The organism is Mycobacterium sp. E2238 (genome assembly GCF_001672665.1).
GTDB lineage: Bacteria > Actinomycetota > Actinomycetes > Mycobacteriales > Mycobacteriaceae > Mycobacterium.
The window spans coordinates 1-17,469 of record NZ_LZKF01000094.1; the positions used below are offsets into that span (position 1 = coordinate 1).

Here is a 17,469-nt window from a genome sequence, read left to right on the forward strand (position 1 = left end):
CGACCACACAGATCCCGACCACGTCGCTGTTGGCCCCCAGCTCGGCCCGGGTTTCCGCGAACGACGCCGCAGAACCGCGGTAGGGCTCAAGCGATTCCGCCCGGCGTGCCCACAACGTCGTGGGCACCCCGCAGGCTATGAGCCGATCTGCCATTCCCTTGCCCTGGTCCCCGAGACCGATGAATCCGGCTCGGTTCTGCGGCGTCGTTCGCGGAAACCCGGGCCGAGCTGGGGGCCAACAGCGACGTGGTCGGGATCTGTGTGGTCGACGATGCAGGGGTCCAAGACGTCGTCCTGGGCGAATCCGGGGTGCTCGCCGGCATGTCACCCGGGTCCGTGCTGGCCATCCATTCGACGATCAGCCTGGAGGTGTGTCACCAGATTGCGCGGATCGCGGCGGAACGGGGTGTCGGTGTGATCGACGCTCCGGTCAGCGGCGGCGGCTTCGCGGCTGCCGAGGGCAAGCTCACCGTCCTCGTCGGCGGCGAGGACGAAAACTACGAAAAATGCCGCGCGGAGCTCGAAACTTTCGGGGGCAACGTGATTCACCTCGGGCCGCTCGGCAGCGGGTTGATCGCCAAACTCGTCAACAACACTCTGCACGCCGCCCACTACGCCCTGGCGCGCGACGCGATGGTTGCCGGCACTCGGTTGGGCCTGGACGAGCACGCTCTGGGCCGCGCTTTGTCGGTCAGCAGCGGCAACAGCTTTTCGCTGAACACCGCCGTCGCTGTCGGTGGCTTCGGGGTGTTGGCTCCAATGGTCGGACCCCTGCTCCGTAAAGACATCGGAATCTTCGACCGGCTGACCGGCGAACGCGATGCCCCCACCGGCTCGCTGATCGCAGTCGCCGACGAAGCGCTGCAACTTTTCGGATATCCGCGTGAGCCGACCGAAACAGCTCTCTGACCGGTCACCAACGTGTTTCTGGCGCAGCCCGATTCGGCAAGTTGGCGTTGCGCCCGCCCGGAACTCCACGTGGGTCGCCAAGCAGGTTGTACATCAGGCCATCCCGGCGATCGAAACCGGCGGCTGCACGGTCGGCGGTGTTGCTGTCGTCGCATGAATGCGGCTGGGAGCCGCCGCCGATGGCGAGAACCGCTATCGCTTCTCCGATGTCGACTCGGAGGAACCGCCCTCCTGAGCGCGAGGATCAACACCGTCGCGGTCCGCACCGAAAAGAAACCTGTCGGCGATCGCATGCTCGTTGCGAATGGACATCTCCTGGGCGGTGTTGAGCCAGAGTCCCTCGAACCCGGCCGAGTGCATGCCCGCGTGGATGGCGCCGATGTTCCTCAGGTCCTGTGAGGGCAGCTCGCCCCAGCCGTCGTGGTCCTGCCACCGCTCGAAGACCTGCCACTGCGTCTCGGGCACCTCGCCGGGCGCGAAATGCTCCAGCGAGAACATCTCGAACGTGCACCGATTCGGGTCTTCGGCGTCGGGCAACATGCGGTATCCCAGCAGGCAGGACTTCTCGACCAGGATCACCATGGTCGGAAACACATGCCAGTCGCCGTTCCCCGCGAAGTATTGCTCCATCGACATCCGCGGGAAGTCAACGCCTTCGGCGCGGGCGAGTTCCTCGCACATCAGGTGGTACAGAACAAACGGCGGGACGTCGCCGGGCTCCATCGCGGCCAGCTTTTGCGCGGCCCGGTAGTCTCGCTCGGTGACCAGCGACCCGACCTCGAGGTACTGGTATTTCATCGAATTCGCGAACACCTCTGGTCGCGCCGCCTGCTCCTGGCGACCCTTGTCGCGGCCGGCATGCTCGGGACGCTGCGTGTAGACGAACCGCGAGTGGTTCTTATAGGTGATGGTCGGGGTGTAGGGAGCGTAGACGTATTCTTGCGGCGCTGCGGGCTCCGCAGACGGCCGCGGGCCCTGCGCCGATCGCATCGTCTGCGGATGGGTCCCGGGCGTGTGATATCCCTCGATGAACGCGTCGACGACGGTCTTGTAGTTCGCCGGCAGGAACGTGCGCTTGCGCCAGCGGTAGCGCATGTCCTGCAACCGAAATGGCGCCAGCGCGGTCGGCAGCGGGTCCAGCCACTCGAGCAGATCCGGCGGGTCCTCGGCCATGCTCACGAATACCCAGCCACCCCAGGTCCCCACGGCGACGGGACGCAGGCCCCACTGCTGGCGTGGGCGTGGTGCGAACTCGTCGCGACATGGGACGAAGGAGGACCGGCCGTCCAATTCATAACGCCAGCCATGGAATTCGCAGCGCAGCTCTTTGTTGGCCGAGCAACCGCTGCCGCGGACGACCTTCATGCCGCGGTGCGCGCAGGTGTTGTGGAATGCCTTGATGCTGCCGTCCTTCTGGCGCACCACGGCGATGGACTGCCGGCCGATCGTGTACTCGTAGAAGCAGCCGGCGTCCGGTACTTCCTCTTCGCGACACGCGGGCTGCCACACCCGGGTGAACAATCGCTCCAGTTCGAGGTTCAGGAATTCCGGGTCGATGTACCGGCTCTTGGGCACGAAAGTCTCACCGCAGGCGAACTTTTGTGGCACCCGCTCGGTGGCAAGCTCGGTCATTGTCGCACTCTTCGTCGGTTCAGCTGGACGGTGGCTTGTCAAAGATGTTGGGATACAGCACCGCTTCCTTGAACGACGTCTCGATCTCGGCGAACGCGGTCGGGATGTCCCACGTCCCCGACGCCGACACGATCTCGCGTTCGACGACCGGATTGGACATCAGGCTGATCCGCCCGTTCCCGGCGAAGATCACGCGCCGGTTGAGCCAGTCGGACTGCTCGCTGGCCAGATACACGACCGGCGGCACGCAATTCTTCGGTGAAAGGCGAACGTTGGAGTCCGAGTAGTCCATGCTGCCGCCGCCCTTGATGCCCTGCGTCATCCGGGTGCCCGCGATCGGCGCAATGGCGTTGCAGCGCACCCCGTAGTTGCGCAGCGCGTTGGCGCACGAGAAGGTCAGGCCGACGATGCCCATCTTGGCCGCGGCGTAGTTCGGCTGGCTCGGCGCGCCCTGCAAGCCCGACATGGATGTGAAGGTGATCAGCCGGTACTGCCCGCCGCGGTTCTCCCGCCACCAGGCCGCCGCGTGGCGCGTGACGTTGAACGTCCCTTTGAGGTGCACCGACACCACCGCGTCCCAGTCCTGCTCGCTCATCTTGAAGACCATGCCGTCCCGAAGGATTCCCGCGGCGTTCACCACGACGTCCAAGCCGCCGAGCGTCTCGGCGGCGCGGCCGATGAGATCCGCGCATGCGGCGAAGTCGGTGATGTCGGTGGTATCGGCGAATGCCTTGCCGCCACGGCTCGTTATCGCCGCCGCGACGCTTTCGGCCGGACTGGAGTCGTGTCCGGTCCCGTCGACGCCGACGCCCGCATCGGAGACCAGGACCGTCGCGCCCTCGGCGGCCAAGCCCTCGGCCACCGCAGCGCCGATTCCCCGCCCGGCTCCCGTCACCAACGCGGTCCGTCCGTCCAACACACCCATCGTCATCCAACTCCTCGTGGCCTCGCGTCAAAGACGAGCATACAGAACATACAGACAATATCTGTATAGCTGTTTAGCTATCGCCTACTCGAACCCCCACTCGGCATAGCGGCGCTCCAACTCGGCCATCGCCTCCCGGCCGCCGCGGGTACTGCGTTCTTTCATGAAGTTGAACTCGTCGTCGCGCCACACGAGGTTGCTGAACACCGTGTGGCCCATCGGAACCCAGTCCCCGAACTGCGCCATCCCGACGGCGTGCCAAAACGCGATCAGAGCGTGCTTTCCCACCATCAGGCCGTCGGCCGAGTGGTGAGCGATCGCGCGGGCATAGCGCAACGCTTCGTCGCGGAGCCGCTCGGCGGGCACCACCGAGGCGGCTACCCCCCACTCGCGTAGTTCGTGCGCGGTCACCTTGCGGCCGGTGATCATCGCCTCGTAGCCGCGGTTGGGCCCCATCTTGAGCAGCGCGAGCGGCATGGCCGTGGAGAACCCGGCGAACCCGATGCGCGCCTGAGGGCGGGCAACGTACATGTCATCCGAGACGACCAGAATGTCTGCGGCCAGGGCCAGATTCATCCCGGCGCCCAGCGTGGCGCCCTGGCAGCCGGCGATCACCGTCTTCGGGAACTCCAGCCAATTGGTGAGGTGCCGGTGCAGCCGTCGGGCGTTGCCCAGGCGCGCGGTCTGCGGCAGTCGCTCGCCCTTGCGCAGTCCCGCTTCTTCCACCGGGAGCCGGCGCACGTCGTCGCCGCTACAGAAGTCCTTGCCCTCGGCCAGCAACACGACGACCTTGACCTGGTCATCGTCCTCGGCGCGGTCCAGCCGCTCCTTGAAGAGTCGATGCATTCCGGGAGACAGGATGGCGTTGCGCCGTTCGGGCCGGTTGATGGTGATCTGCGCGATGTGCGGTTCGACAACCTCATAGCGGACCCAGTCCTCGTCGACCTCGAATTCGCCTCCAGCGGCGGAGTCGGTGGCCATCAGCCCTCCTTCGCGCGTTGGCAGTACATAAGTACACTAGTCGATCAATTGTCACATCTGGTGATACGGTCGGCGAATGCCAACATTCACGGTCACCAAGCGGCTCGCCGTGTCACCGGACGCGGTGTGGGCCGTTCTCGCCGACTTCGGTAACGTCGACTGGATCCCCGGACCCAGCGATGTCAGGGTCGAGGGCGAAGGACCCGGCATGCGGCGGTTCATCGCCGCGAGCACCGAGAAGCCAGTCATCGAGACTCTGATCTGGATCAAGCCGGACGAGCGTGCGCTGTCGTACGAGATCACCAACAACCCGATGCCGGTCAGCCGCTTCGTGGCGGTCAACACCGTAACCGAGAGCGCGGATGCCGGCGGAGAATCAATCGTGGTCTGGGACATCGACTACGAGCCGATTGGTGATGATGCCGCCGCGCGCGATGCCATGGAGTCCGTTTACGGCTTGATGGCGGGCTGGGTACAGGACTTCGCCCAAGCGAGAGGGTCCGGATAGAACACTTAGACAGAAATTGTATATTAGTTTAGGATTGTTCGAGTGATTGATCCTCTCGGTCTGGTACTGATCAGCGTCGACGACCACACCGTGGAACCACCCGACATGTTCAACGGCCGGGTGCCAAGCCGTTTCGCCGACGACGCACCGCGCATCGTCGAGGACGCCGACGGCATGTGTTTCTGGGTGTACGACGGTCTGCAGCTGCCGAACATCGGGCTCAACGCCGTTGTGGGCCGGCCCAACGACGAATGGGGATTCGAGCCGTCGCGATTCAGCGACATGAGGTCGGGGTGCTACGACGTCGACGCACGGGTGAACGACATGGACGCCTCCGGGGTCCTTGCGTCGCTGTGCTTCCCGTCGTTCCCGACCATCTCGGGCGCGCTGTTCACCTACCGCGGGGACCGCGACGTGTCCGAGGCGATGGTGCGCGCCTACAACGACTGGCACATCGAGGACTGGTGCGGCCGGCATCCCGACCGGTTCATCCCGATGGGGATCCTGCCGTTGTGGGACGCGAGACTGGCCGCGGCCGAAGTGCGGCGCCTGGCGGGGCGGGGCTGTCGCGCCGTGACGGCTCCACAACACATCGGGAGCTACGGGCAGCCGCCCTGGCAGGATCCGCACTGGGATCCGCTGTGGGAGGCGATCTGCACAGAGAACACGGTCGTGAACATCCACATCGGCACGGGTGGCGGATTGCCGGTGCCGTCGGACCTGACCACCTATCTGGCGTACAACTCGATGCTGCCGATCGACACCCAGCGCTTCGTGGCCGACCTGTTGTTCTCACCCATTGTGAAGAAGTTCCCGTCCATCAAGTTCTCGCTGTCGGAGGGCGGCATCGGATGGATTCCGTTCCTGCTGGAGCGATTCGAGGACATCTACTCGCGACAGCGGGCCTGGACAGGAGACGATTTGGGTGACGGGCTGAGCCCCAGCGACGTGTATCGCCGCAACTTCATGTCGTGCTTCATCCGCGACCGGGTCGGCATCGAGATGCGGGGGCGCATCGGAGTGGACACCATCTGCTGGGAGATGGACTACCCGCACTCGGACAGCAGCTGGCCGGACGCGCCCGAGCAGCTCGCCGCCCAGTTGGAGGGCTGCACACCCGACGAGGTCGAGGCGATCACCTGGCGTAATGCGGCCCGCGCCTTCGGCTACACCGGCGTCGAGCGACGGGGCAGGGAACACTGCACCGTCGCGGCGCTGCGGGAAAGAATTGCCGGCCTGGATCTGTCGGCGCCGAAGGTGGACGCCGGCCGCGCGCCCAGGGCGGGCGCTACCGCGATCACGTACGGCGACATGAAGGTACGGATGGCGTCGATCCTTCGCGGTGGGGCGTGACCGAACCGGATTACGGGGTCGTCCTCACCGGGGCCGATCGGCAGTTCCGCGACGAGGTGCGCGGGTTTCTTGCAACGGCATTGACCTCGGACGTCCGCGTCCAGGGCCGCGACGAAATGGATCGATTGAGCCGAATGCGCCTGTGGCAGAGGCGTCTTCACGACGCGGACTTGGCGGCGATCTCATGGCCGTCCGAATATGGTGGTCGCGCGGCCACTCCGGTGCAGCAGCTCATCTTCAACGCCGAGATGGCCGCCGCGCACGCTCCAGAGCCCATCAACCGCAGCGCCGTCAATCAGCTCGGCCCCACGATCATTCAGTGGGGTACCGACGAGCAACGCCAACGCTATCTGCCGAAAATCCTTTCGGGCGAAGAGGTGTGGTGTCAGGGATTCAGCGAACCCGACGCGGGCAGTGATCTCGCCGCCCTGAAGACCAGGGCCGAGATCCACGGCGAAGAGCTGGTCATCACCGGGCAGAAGGTGTGGACGTCCAAGGCGCAATACGCCGACTGGATCTACATCCTGGCACGCACGGATCCCACGGCGGACAAGCACCAAGGAATCAGCTACATCCTCATACCCCTACGCACCAGCGGGATCGAGGTGCGCCCGATCCGCCAGATCACCGGGCAGGCCGAGTTCAACGAGGTGTTCTTCGATTCGGTGCGGGTGCCGCTCGCCAACGTGCTCGGCCCACTGCACGGCGGCTGGCGGGTGGCCAAATCCACGCTGGGCTACGAGCGCGTCGGACAGAGCCGCACCCATCGGATCGAACGGCGGCTGGCGATTCTGATCAAGATGGCGCAGGAGCAAGGAGCGCTGGGGCACGAGGGCTGCGGCGACGGCTACGTGGCCGATCGGATCGTCGGTTTCGCCGCGCGGGTGGAGGCGCTGCGTCAGATCTCGGCCCAGGCGACGGCCGCCGGCGTCCGCGGTGTCAGTCCCGGACCCGAGGCGTCGGTGGCCAAGCTGTTGACATCGGAAGTCGATCAGGAGATGGCCAATTTCGGGCTGGAACTCACCGGGCCGGGTGGCACCCTGGAGCGCGGCTCGGCGGGGGCGACGAACAACGGGAACGTCGCACGGAGCTACCTGCTGATGCGGGCCGCGACCTTCGGTGCGGGCACATCTGAGGTCCAGCGCAACGTGATCGCCGAGAAGCTGCTGGGACTGCCGCGTGACCCCTGATGCCCCGTCGTCGCTGAGCGAACTCGCACGCAGCGCGGCCGAACTCGAGCAGTTGCGGGCGTCGGCCGATGACGCCCTCCGAAAAGTGTGGTCTGCCAGCTCTTTTCGGGGCCTGCTCGATGGCCCCGGCCCGGTGTTCGACCCGAAGCTCTGGCAGACGATCGTCGAGGCCGGCTGGGCCGACGTCTTGGTTAGCGAGGCCGCCGGGGGCGGAGGGGGCGGGCTCCGTGATCTGTGCGTGCTGGCCGAGGCCGCCGGCGCGGCGTCGGCCCCTGTCCCGCTTGCGATGGTGGCTGCCACGGGATGGTGCGAGAACCGCTGCGCCGACGGGATTCCCGTGCTGCTGCCCGAGCGCGGAGAGCGCACCGCGGCGGGCGTCTCCGGAGTGTGGCCGCTCGTGCCGTTCGGTGCGGTCGCAACCAAGTTGTTGGTCTGCGCGGGCGACGGAGAGTCCGCCGTGCTCGGGGTTGTCGAACCGGCGGAGGCGGGCGTGGTGCGCGAGCCGGTGACGCCCCTGGATCACAATCCCGGCGCACGAATCACGCTGAGCGATGCGCCGATTCAGGTCCTCGAGACTGGGCCGGGTGCGGTCCGCCGCCACGGTGAAGCCGCGCTGCGCGGCCTGATCGGCCGGGTGGCCGAGTTGGTTGGCATTGCGGCGGCCGCCAACGAGGCCGCAACCGAGTACGCGAAGCTGCGCGTCGCGTTCGGCCGCCCGATCGGCGCCTTCCAGGCGATCAAGCACCGCCTGGTCGATCAGCGGTGCGCGATCGAGATCGGGCGGGCGCTCGTCAATCGTGCCGCCGACGCCTGCCAACACGGGCATCCCGAGGCCCCCGCACTGGGCTCCCTCGCCGCCTACTGGGGCGTCGACGCGCTGCGTACCGTGCCCGAGGGCGCCACCCAGGTGTTCGGCGGCATCGCGTACACGTGGGAGCACGATGCCCACGTTCATCTCCGCCGGGCGGCCAGCGCCGCGGGAAATCTCGGTCAGCGCGCGCACCACCGCGACATCGTCACGCGCTGGCTTACGGGGCGCTATCCGGTGGAGCAGCCGGGAGGTGGCGGGTGACCTCGTTCCTCTCGGGTGTCAAAGTCCTTCAGGTCGGCGATGGGATCGCCGCTGCGGCGGCCACGTCGCTGCTGGCGAACCTCGGCGCCGAGGTGAGTAAGCTCGGCGGCGGTTTCTCGCCGCCCCGGGTAGGGCCGATGATCGCGGTTGGCGCCGCGACGGTTCCACTGGTTGACGTGGTTCTCGATCGTGGCAAGCGAGTCCTGCGATCACCAAGCGACACATCGGCATTGATCGACGCACACGACATCGTGATCGTCGACCACGACGCCGCGATCGACCCGCCGCAGGCCAGAAACGCCGTGGTGGTGAGCGTCAGCCCATTCGGCCTGACCGGACCGCGCTCCGTCGAGCGGGGTGGTGAACTGATCGCCCAGGCGGCCGGTGGCATGCTCGCTACGATCGAGGGCTCCGACGGGACGCCGGTGCCCGCCCCTGGCTATGTCGCGCTCAAGGCGGCGGGCGCGGTGACGGCGCTGGCGGCCCTGCACGGCCTCGATCGGCGCAACGCTACGAGCGCGCCGGTGAGCGTGGATGTGTCGGTGCAGGAGGCGGTCGCATTCACCGCGGCCCTTCCCGAGTGCGCCCACGTGCTGTACTCCTGCCCGGGAAGGGCGGGCAGCGGGCGCTATCTCGCCCCGTCGGGCTTGTTCGCCTGCCGCGATGGACTGGTGCGCATCACCGCCGTCGAAAATCACCAGTGGACCGGACTGTTGGTGGCCTTGGGTCATCCCGCATGGGCCACGGGCCTGGGCGAACGAGCCGCGCGGATAGAGCACGCCGATTTGATCAACCACCACGTCGGGGCGTGGGCGGCGACGCTCCTCAAGGAAGACTGCGCAGCCCTGTTGCAGGCCAACGGCGTGCCTTCGACGCCGGTGAATACACCCGCAGAGATCCTGACGTCGCCCCAATTCGCTTCTCGCGGAGCCATTTCGGTGACTCGACTGGGCGGTACTGCTCTGTCCGTACTGGCCCCCCCATGGGCGACGCGCCCGGGCGGGCGATTCGGACGGCACCGCACAGGCCGGCTGAACGACCTGCGAGTCGCCGAGCTGACCCACGTCCTGGCCGGGCCGATCGTCGGCGCGCTCCTCGGTGGGATGGGTGCCCGGGTGCTGCGACTGGAAGACCGCGACCGACTCGACATCTACCGGCGCACCGGACCGTTCGCCGCAGGGCAGCCCGGCGTCGAGCGCGGCGCGTATTTCGCGGTGGCCAACCACTCCAAGCGCAGCGCGCTGATCGATCCCGGCCGGGCGACGCAGGACGTCGCCGCCGCCCTCGAGGAAGCCGACGTGCTGATCGAGAATGTCGGCGCGGCGCGGCTGACCCGGCTCGGCGTCGACCCCGTCGAAATCGCCGACTCGGGCCGGTTGGTGATGCGGGTCTCGGGTTTCGGGTCGACGGGTCCCATGGCCGGATACCGCGTGTACGCCAACAACGTTCAGTCCTACGGGGGTCTGGCCGGACTCACCACGGGATCCGACGGGTCGCCGGCGCGGCTCGGCACGGTAATCGCCGACCCGCTGTCTTCGGTGGTGGCCGCCACCGTGATAGCGGCGTGGGCGCTCGGGCCTGCCCGCGACTCCGGGGCGGTGATCGATCTGTCCATGGCCGAGGTGGTGGCGTCCACGGTGGCCGAATTCGTCGCCGCGGCTTCGGCCGCCGAGGGGGTGGTGTCCGACAGTGGGGCCGCCGCGCGGGGCGGCGTCTACCGTGGCGCCGATGACCGTTGGGTGGCGGTCGAACTCTCGGCTCCCGCGGACTGGGCGCGCCTGGCGGAATTGGCCGAGGAACCCGATCAGCTCGCCGCGCTGATCGCCGGCGCGCCGGCCGGCGAGGCGGCAGCGCGCCTGACGGCCGCGGGGTTGCGCGCTGCGGTCGTGCAACGCGCGGACGACCTGGTGGACGACCCCCACCTGGCCGCGCGGGGATTCTTCCCGGAGATCACCCACCCCGATCCGGATATCACCACCGCGCGCCTGGTCGGTCTCCCGTGGCGATTCACCGGGCAGGGCCCGATCCCGCTGGCACCGCCGCCGGCCCTGGGCGACGCGAATGCCCGTCAGGAGAGGATGACAAGTGCCGGCTGATCCACCCAGTGATGAGACTGCGACGGTGTGGGCGTCGACGTTCGTGCCGTCGAGGTCGCCGATTCCCGAGTTCGGCCAGGAGGGCTACTCCGTCGCATGGGTCGACACCCGCGACGGCCGGGTGCAACTCCTGGTATCCGGGCCACGGCCCGGGCCCGGTGCCGTTGGCCGAATCGTCGAGCGGAAGCTTGGCGAGGCTGAAGTGCTGCTCTTCGAGGCGGATCCGGCGTGACGGGCGTCCACGTCGCGGGCGTCGGGCTCACCCCGTTCGGCAAACACGGCGACGCCGCGCTCGCACAGTTCGGGGTGACGGCCGCTCGGCAGGCGCTCGAGGACGCGGGTCTCGGCTATGACGCCATCGGCGAGGTCTTCTGCTCGTCGTCGATGGCACCGCCGCAGACCGGGCTGAAGGTCGCGCATGCGTTGGGACGCAGCGGGATCCCGGTGACCGCGATCGAAAGCGCCTCGGCGGGGGGCATGGTCGCCCTGCGGCATGCTGTGTGGGCGGTGGCGTCGGGCCGCTGCGGGGCGGCGTTGGCGATCGGCTATGAGAAGACGACCGCGCTCGAGCCCGGCGGGGTGGTACCGGCGGCGGTCGATTTCTGGGACCGGTTCCCGCCGCAGATCCACTACGCGATCGAGGCGAATCGCTTTCTGTACGAGGCGAACTGCGCGCCGGATGTTATCGGTGCCGTCGCGGCCAAGTCGTATAACCAGGCGCGCCTGAATCCGCTGGCGGCTCGGCGCAACGACCACGAGGTGACCGTTGAACAGGTGATGTCGTCGCGGATGATCGCCGAGCCGCTAACCAAGATGATGTGTCACGCCTCGGTCGACGGCGGCGCCGCGATCGTCGTGACGTCCGGACAACGCCCGCGGTCCGTGGCGATCAACGCCATCGAGCAGACGAGTTGGCCCCGCGACCCGGGCTGGCCGCTGGCCGGTCCGTGCGTCGGTCCGCCGTCGCAAATAACCCTGACGGCACGCCGGGCTTACGCCGCGGCGCAGGTCGCGGCGAATGACGTCGGAATCGTTTCCCTGCATGACATGTGCGCCAGCGAGGAGGTCACCGCGCTGATCGCACTCGGCCTCGTCGACGTCAAGGACGTCGCCGAACTCGTTCAGTCGGGCGGGTTGGGATCCAAAGGCAGGCTGCCGACCAACACCGACGGCGGCTGCCTTGCCCGCGGGCACGCGTTCGGTGCAACGGGACTGGCCCAGGTCGCGGAGGTGGTGAGTCAGCTTCGTGGAGAGTCGGATTCGCGGCAGGCCGCCGATCCGCGCGTCGGGCTGGCGCAGGCGATGGGGGGCGGTGGGTCCTGTGTTGTGGCCGTACTGGGTCGGTGATTCGGCCCTCAGCCGGGGTCTTCGTAAGACCGGCCGAGAAATCGTTCGACGAGGGCGCGTTCGTCGGCGGGGTCCCTCACCGGCCACCACCACAGCGCCAGGAACGCCCGGATAAGCCATTGGGCGGCAAGTGGATCCGCATTGTCGGATCCGAGCATGTCATAGGCGAGTGCGGTGACAGCGGGGGAGTTCGTGAGCCACTCGCTGCGCGGCACCGTCGGTGCGGTCTGCATGAGCTGAGCCAACGGATCAGAGCGCAGGCGCTGCAAAGCCAGGATGGTGGCCGTCACCACTCGTTCGCGGCCGGTCAGGTCTTTGATGGCCTCGCGCACGGTATCGACGATACGGCTTGCCTGGAGGGCAACCACCGCGTCCCTGATGGCCGCCTTTCCGCCGGCGTGCCGGTAAATCGTCGCCGGTGAGCAGTGGACCGTTTCGGCGAGGCTCTCGATGGTGAACTCGTCGTATCCGACGTGCGAGATGAGGTCGGCGGCGGCCGCATATATCCGTTCTGCGGCTGCGCTGCGGCGATCCCGGCCCACCAGCCAGTCGTTCTGTGCCATACAACCCTCCCGTACAGCCAACAGAAACTTCCCTCAGGCTGAGAATTATCGGTAACAATTCTCAGGCTAACGCGCTGGTCCTCCCGCGCAAGGGGTTTGGGGTGCACGGACGGCGCGGCGGGAGGCTTATCAAACTTTCCTCGCCCTATTGACCGCGCCGGCGGTCACCTTCAGCCTGGGTCTATGGCGGTCTTGAGCGACCCGGTCGATTTCTTCGGTGCCGAGGCTTTGCAGGATCCGTATCCGATGTATGACCGGATGCGCGCGACGGCTCCGGTGCATCGCATCGCCGGTTCCGACTTCTATGCCGTGTGTGGCTGGGAAGCGTTGATCGAGGCCGTCACTCGGGTCGATGACTTTTCGTCCAATCTCACGGCAACCATGATTTTCCGCGAGGACGGCAGCATCGGGGCATTGCCGATGATGGAGGCGGGAAGCCCCACCCACGCCCTGGCCACGGCCGATGATCCGGCGCACGCACTGCACCGCAAGATCTTGCTCCCACACCTGTCCGCGCGCCGGGTGCGGATCATCGAGGAATTCGCTGCGGAGACCGCCGAGCGCCTGTGGGAGGAGAACCTGCACCAAGGACGCATCGAATGGATGGGCGCGGTGGCGAACCGGCTTCCGATGATGGTGGTCGCAAAATTGCTGGGCCTGCCCCATGCCGATGTCGACAAACTGATCCGGCTGGGTTACGCCACCACCACCCTGCTCGACGGCGTCGTCACCGAGGCGCAGCTCGCGGAGGCCGGGGTTGCGGCGTTCGAACTGTCCGCGTACGTCATGGAACATTTCGACAAGGCGGATACCGCGGACAAATCCGGGCTGATACCGGACATGGCCGCCCGCTACGCCTCTGGCGAGGTGGACCAGGCCGTGGCGATGGGCATCATGCTCACGCTGTTCAGTGCCGCCGGCGAGTCGACCGCCTCGTTGTTGGGCAGTGCGGCATGGATTCTCGCCGACCGCCCCGAGGTCCAACAGCGGATTCGCGAAAACCCGGAATTACTGGGCAATTTCATCGAAGAAACACTGCGCTACGAGCCGCCGTTTCGTGGCCACTACCGCCATGTGTGGCGTGACACCACCCTCGGCGGGGTAGAGGTGCCGGGGAATGCGCATCTGATTCTTTTATGGGGAGCCGCCAACCGCGACCCCGAGCACTTCGAGTCGCCCAACGAATTCCTTCTCGACCGCAGCAACGGGAAGGGGCATGTGACGTTCGGCAAGGGCGTGCATTTCTGCGTCGGGGCGGCCCTGGCCCGGTTGGAGGCTCAGATCGTGTTCAAGATGCTACTGGAGCGCACCACCTGGATCGACGCGTGTGACGTCGGAGATTGGCTGCCCAGCATCCTGGTCCGGCGGCGGAAGCGTCTGGAGCTCGTCGCCCGGTAGCGGCCCACGACGCGCGCGTCAGTGGCCGAGTAACCGGGCCAGCGGCGTCAGCGGGTACACGCCGCCGGCGCGGTTGAGAACCGGCTCCAGTAAACGCATTTGCCGCATGATGCGGCTGTGGAACAGCCGAATGAGCTCGGTGTCCATGTTGTCCGGCGCCTGCAGCACGAATGCCTCCAGCGCCGCATCGCCCGCACGCCAGTCGGCGTATCGGGAGCCGAGTAAGCGTTCGACGTCGTCGAGGTTTTCGGATTCGATCGCGGGACCCTGCCGGCAGACGCCGGCAACGTAGCGCGCGGTTTGCGCGGTTTGATGCCGGCGAAAGCGCTCAATCTCGGTCTCGGCGGGTACTTCTTCGATGATGGGTGCCAACGCGTCGATAAGGCCGCTCTGGCGGACATCTGTCGCCTGCGGGAGTCGGTAATCGTCGAGGGCGACGCCCTCGACCGCGGCCATGGCTTCGACTGCGTTGAGCGAGCATTGCTGAAACCACTCCTCATATTGCAGCAAGTCGCTCATTGGAAAAGGGTTGTGCAAGACCATCACCAACGAGAGAGGCGTGGTGAGCGAGAACTGCGCGGTGTGGAACTCGACCACCGGCAGGTCCAGTTCCACACCGGAAACCTCCTCATAGCGCCGGAACGCGCGCTCGAGGTCGCCGAAGGGCTCGGAGATGTCGCGCAGGCGCAGTCCTGCGAGGTCATGGGCGGTGTCGCCGAGGTAGGCCAGTTCGACGTCGAGCAGTCCGGTCACACGACCGTCGGCGAACATGAACTGTCCGGGATCGCCGAGGACGAAGCGGGGGTCGAACCGGTGCGCGGGAACGTGGCGGCGGATCCAGCCGATGCCGAATTCCAGAAACGGCTCCGGGCGCTTTTTGGTAGACCGATACCTCGCGACGGACGCTTCGAAGCTCGACAACGCATGCTGCTGAGGGTCTTTGGGCAACTTGAGCCCGACGGCAGAGAACTCACCCGGATCCAACCGATGGATCCGCGCAAGGATTTCCATGTATTCGTCGATGACCGAGTCGCGTTCCGCTGCACTCGGCGAGGTTGACAGATTGGTGGCGCCGGGCAGGCGATCCATCACGATGGCCGGTGGTGCGTCAATCCGACCGTGAATGTGTGGGACTGGAATCCCTTGCTTCTCCAGGGCTTCAAGGACGTCTGCTTCTCGATGGGTGGACAACGAGAACTCCATGCCCTCGCGGTTGCCCCGCACATACAGCGGCACGATCGTGCCGTCGCGTTCGACGTCGGCGAACCAGGCCGGACGCCAACGTGGTTGGCGCTCGAAGGCCCGCACGGGCCCCAGGTGACTCTCGAGCCAGCTTCGAACCGCCTCATCGTGTGTCATGTCATCGGGGAGGTCAGAAGCCCATTTTCAGCGCGGCACCGGCGTCGATGAACATCTGCAGCCCGGTGACGTATCGCGATTCGTCAGAGGCGAGGTAGACCACGGCGTGCGAGATGTCCTCGGGCTGCACCCAGGGCACCGGCATCGCCTGGAGCATCGGGTAGATCACGAAGGCATCGTCGTGTGTCGGAGCCTCCAGGTCGGGCCGGAACGTCTTGTACATCATCGGGTTGTTCATCATCGCGGTGTTCACGTTCGTCGGGTGCACGGCGTTGACGCGTATCTCGCGCGCCGCCAGCGTCATCGCCATCGATTTGACCCAGTCGCGGACGAACTTCTTGGCCAGACCGTAGCCGAGCCCGCCGGGGCCCGAGTTGCCGCCACCGTTGAACATGTCGTGTTGGGAGACCAGTCCGGCGATCGAGCCGGTGGCGATGATCGACGCACCGGTGTCCAGATGGTCGAACGCGGCGTTGACGGTGTTGACAACGCCGAGAAAGTTCACGTCGAGCACGTCGCGGAACGCCGGATACCCTTTGTGCTCTCCGTGCGGGCAGATGCCGGCGTTGGCGACGACGACGTGCAGCCCGCCCAGTTGGGCAACGCCGTCGTCGATCGCCTTCTTCAGGGCCGCCCGATCCCGCACATCGGCCACCGCGGTGACCACCCGCCGGCCGGCCTTCTCCACCAGCTTCGCCGTCTCGTCGAGGTCGCTCTTGCGTGCCATCGGGTAGTCGTTGGTCGCGATGTCGTCGCAGATGTCAACGGCGATGATGTCGGCACCCTCGTCGGCGAGATGGACTGCGTGACTACGTCCTTGGCCGCGCGCGGCACCCGTGACGACCGCAACTTTGCCGCTGACTCGATTCATCTGCTTACTCCGTTGGTTGGATCTTAAGAGGGCTGTCGATCACGCGATGGTTCCGCTGTCCTTGAGGGCGATGATGTCGTCCCAGTCCTTGCCCAGTTCGAGCAATAGCGCCTCGGTATGTTCGGCGAACTCCGGTGTCGGGCCGAGAGTAAACGGTGTCTGATCGAAAAGCACGGGGCTAGAGACCAACTCGAGGGCACCGCCGCTGCCTTGGATGGGCGCGATGACACCGTTTGCCCTCACCTGCTCGTCAGCCACAACATCCATCGTGTTCTGTACGGGCGCCCACTGCCCTTCGAAACCGGCCAGCGCTTTGCGCCAGTGCTCGAGGGTTTTGCTTCCGAGCACCTCGCGCAGGATCGCAGTTGCCTGCGCCGCGTTGCGGGTTAGCAGCTCATGGCTGGCAAAGCGTTCGTCGGTGGCAAGCTCGGGGAGTCCGACCCGCGCACAGAAGTCCGCCCAATAGCGGAAACCTTGCATCATCGACAATCCCATGTACCGCCCGTCGCCGGTGCGGTAGAAGCCCACCAGCGGATTGTGCGGGGCGACGTTGGCGCCGGCTGGGTTTGCCTGCCACGGCTCTCCGGAGATCAGCGCGGCGTTGACTGCCACCCCCATCGCCCACACCCCCACTCCGAGGAGCGACACATCCACCACCTTGGCCTCACCGGTCCGATCACGAGCGAACAGCGCCGCCGCGATTCCGCCGGCAATTGTCATGCCGCCCAGAGAATCTCCGTACGCCGGGCCGGGTTGTGCGACGACGCCGCCCATATCGGGCGGGGTGACGCTTGCCCCGCTACCGCCTCGGCTCCAGAAGCCGGTCATGTCGTAGCCACCGATGCCGGCCTCGTCGCCGAGCGTTCCGTATGCGCTGCCCCGCACATAGACGATGTCGGGATTCGCCGTCCGCAAGTCATCGACGTCGATCCGCAGTTTGGCACGGGCGTCGGGCAAGAAGTTGGTCAGGAAAACGTCGCTTGTGCGCGCAATGTCCATCAGCAATTCATGGCCGGCCGGTGTCGAGATATCCAGGGCGATAGATCGTTTGCCGCGGTTCGCGTGCTCCATGACGGGGTTGCGGTCGCCGGCGATCTGCACGTTGCCGAGCTGACGTAGGCCCCGCTGGGCATCGCCGGTGCGCGGATGTTCGATTTTGAGTACGTCGGCGCCCCAGTCCGCAAGCACCGCACCGGCGGCCGGAACGAACGTCCACTGGGCAACCTCGAGGACGCGTACGCCTGCCATGGGTCCGCTCATGGGCA

At 66.6% G+C, this 17,469-nt stretch carries 17 protein-coding genes; 9 read left to right on the forward strand and 8 right to left on the reverse strand.

Annotation, left to right across the window (positions count from 1 at the left end; genetic code table 11):
- Nucleotides 1-277: NAD(P)-binding domain-containing protein (locus A5711_RS27895; protein WP_255398217.1), on the reverse strand; the 277-nt coding region annotated here is incomplete at its 3' end.
- On the opposite strand from A5711_RS27895, the gene A5711_RS07800 reads away from it, so the two are divergent.
- Nucleotides 184-909, forward strand: a complete 726-nt coding sequence (locus A5711_RS07800; protein WP_255398218.1) for an NAD(P)-dependent oxidoreductase — start codon at nt 184-186, stop codon at nt 907-909. The two genes, A5711_RS27895 and A5711_RS07800, sit on opposite strands and share 94 nt — an antisense overlap.
- 192 nt (nt 910-1,101) lie before the next feature.
- Here the strand turns inward: A5711_RS07800 and A5711_RS07805 are convergent, their stop codons facing one another.
- The 3 genes from A5711_RS07805 to A5711_RS07815 form a co-directional block, all read right to left on the reverse strand.
- Nucleotides 1,102-2,541 carry an aromatic ring-hydroxylating dioxygenase subunit alpha gene (locus A5711_RS07805; RefSeq protein WP_067945171.1) on the reverse strand — a complete coding sequence of 480 codons (1,440 nt, stop codon included), beginning with the start codon at nt 2,539-2,541 and terminating at the stop codon, nt 1,102-1,104.
- A gap of 19 nt (nt 2,542-2,560) precedes the next feature.
- Nucleotides 2,561-3,472, reverse strand: a complete 912-nt coding sequence (locus tag A5711_RS07810; protein ID WP_231972159.1) for an SDR family NAD(P)-dependent oxidoreductase — start codon at nt 3,470-3,472, stop codon at nt 2,561-2,563.
- Between the two features lie 78 nt (nt 3,473-3,550).
- Nucleotides 3,551-4,447, reverse strand: coding sequence for an enoyl-CoA hydratase/isomerase family protein (locus tag A5711_RS07815; protein WP_067945173.1), 897 nt, complete (start codon nt 4,445-4,447; stop codon nt 3,551-3,553).
- Between the two features lie 76 nt (nt 4,448-4,523).
- Between A5711_RS07815 and A5711_RS07820 the strand changes: the two genes are divergently transcribed.
- The 7 genes from A5711_RS07820 to A5711_RS07850 are packed head-to-tail and all read left to right on the forward strand — an operon-like array spanning nt 4,524 to nt 12,013.
- Nucleotides 4,524-4,955: an SRPBCC family protein gene (locus tag A5711_RS07820; RefSeq protein WP_067945175.1), complete on the forward strand. Its 432-nt coding sequence runs from the start codon at nt 4,524-4,526 to the stop codon at nt 4,953-4,955.
- A gap of 42 nt (nt 4,956-4,997) precedes the next feature.
- Complete coding sequence (locus A5711_RS07825) at nt 4,998-6,308, forward strand: amidohydrolase family protein (RefSeq protein WP_082975678.1); 1,311 nt, start codon at nt 4,998-5,000, stop codon at nt 6,306-6,308.
- Nucleotides 6,305-7,498, forward strand: coding sequence for an acyl-CoA dehydrogenase family protein (locus A5711_RS07830; protein ID WP_067945177.1), 1,194 nt, complete (start codon nt 6,305-6,307; stop codon nt 7,496-7,498). The genes A5711_RS07825 and A5711_RS07830 overlap by 4 nt, the downstream gene beginning before the upstream one ends.
- Nucleotides 7,488-8,570, forward strand: a complete 1,083-nt coding sequence (locus A5711_RS07835; protein WP_067945179.1) for an acyl-CoA dehydrogenase family protein — start codon at nt 7,488-7,490, stop codon at nt 8,568-8,570. The genes A5711_RS07830 and A5711_RS07835 overlap by 11 nt, the downstream gene beginning before the upstream one ends.
- A complete protein-coding gene (locus tag A5711_RS07840) occupies nt 8,567-10,666 on the forward strand; it encodes a CoA transferase (protein ID WP_067945181.1) in 2,100 nt (699 codons plus the stop codon). Before A5711_RS07835 ends, A5711_RS07840 begins: the two co-directional genes overlap by 4 nt.
- The gene (locus A5711_RS07845; protein ID WP_067889335.1) at nt 10,656-10,898 is read left to right on the forward strand and encodes a hypothetical protein; all 243 of its coding nucleotides are present in this window, start codon (nt 10,656-10,658) and stop codon (nt 10,896-10,898) included. Before A5711_RS07840 ends, A5711_RS07845 begins: the two co-directional genes overlap by 11 nt.
- Nucleotides 10,895-12,013, forward strand: coding sequence for a thiolase family protein (locus A5711_RS07850; protein WP_067945183.1), 1,119 nt, complete (start codon nt 10,895-10,897; stop codon nt 12,011-12,013). Before A5711_RS07845 ends, A5711_RS07850 begins: the two co-directional genes overlap by 4 nt.
- Before the next feature lie 8 nt (nt 12,014-12,021).
- Here A5711_RS07850 and A5711_RS07855 read toward each other — a convergent pair whose 3' ends face one another.
- Nucleotides 12,022-12,576 (reverse strand): TetR/AcrR family transcriptional regulator, encoded by a 555-nt coding sequence (locus A5711_RS07855; protein ID WP_067945185.1) that lies wholly within the window; start codon nt 12,574-12,576, stop codon nt 12,022-12,024.
- Between the two features lie 183 nt (nt 12,577-12,759).
- Here A5711_RS07855 and A5711_RS07860 point away from each other — a divergent pair, with 183 nt between their 5' ends.
- Entirely contained in the window at nt 12,760-13,974 is a 1,215-nt protein-coding gene (locus A5711_RS07860) for a cytochrome P450 (RefSeq protein ID WP_067945187.1), read from the forward strand.
- An 18-nt stretch (nt 13,975-13,992) separates the two neighbouring features.
- Here A5711_RS07860 and A5711_RS07865 read toward each other — a convergent pair whose 3' ends face one another.
- From A5711_RS07865 to A5711_RS07875, 3 genes are all read right to left on the reverse strand, one after another.
- A complete protein-coding gene (locus A5711_RS07865) occupies nt 13,993-15,282 on the reverse strand; it encodes a phosphotransferase family protein (RefSeq protein ID WP_231972160.1) in 1,290 nt (429 codons plus the stop codon).
- 64 nt (nt 15,283-15,346) lie between these two features.
- Nucleotides 15,347-16,204: a mycofactocin-coupled SDR family oxidoreductase gene (locus tag A5711_RS07870; protein WP_067889322.1), complete on the reverse strand. Its 858-nt coding sequence runs from the start codon at nt 16,202-16,204 to the stop codon at nt 15,347-15,349.
- A 39-nt stretch (nt 16,205-16,243) separates the two neighbouring features.
- Entirely contained in the window at nt 16,244-17,464 is a 1,221-nt protein-coding gene (locus A5711_RS07875) for a CaiB/BaiF CoA-transferase family protein (protein WP_067945192.1), read from the reverse strand.
- Nucleotides 17,465-17,469: the final 5 nt, after the last annotated feature.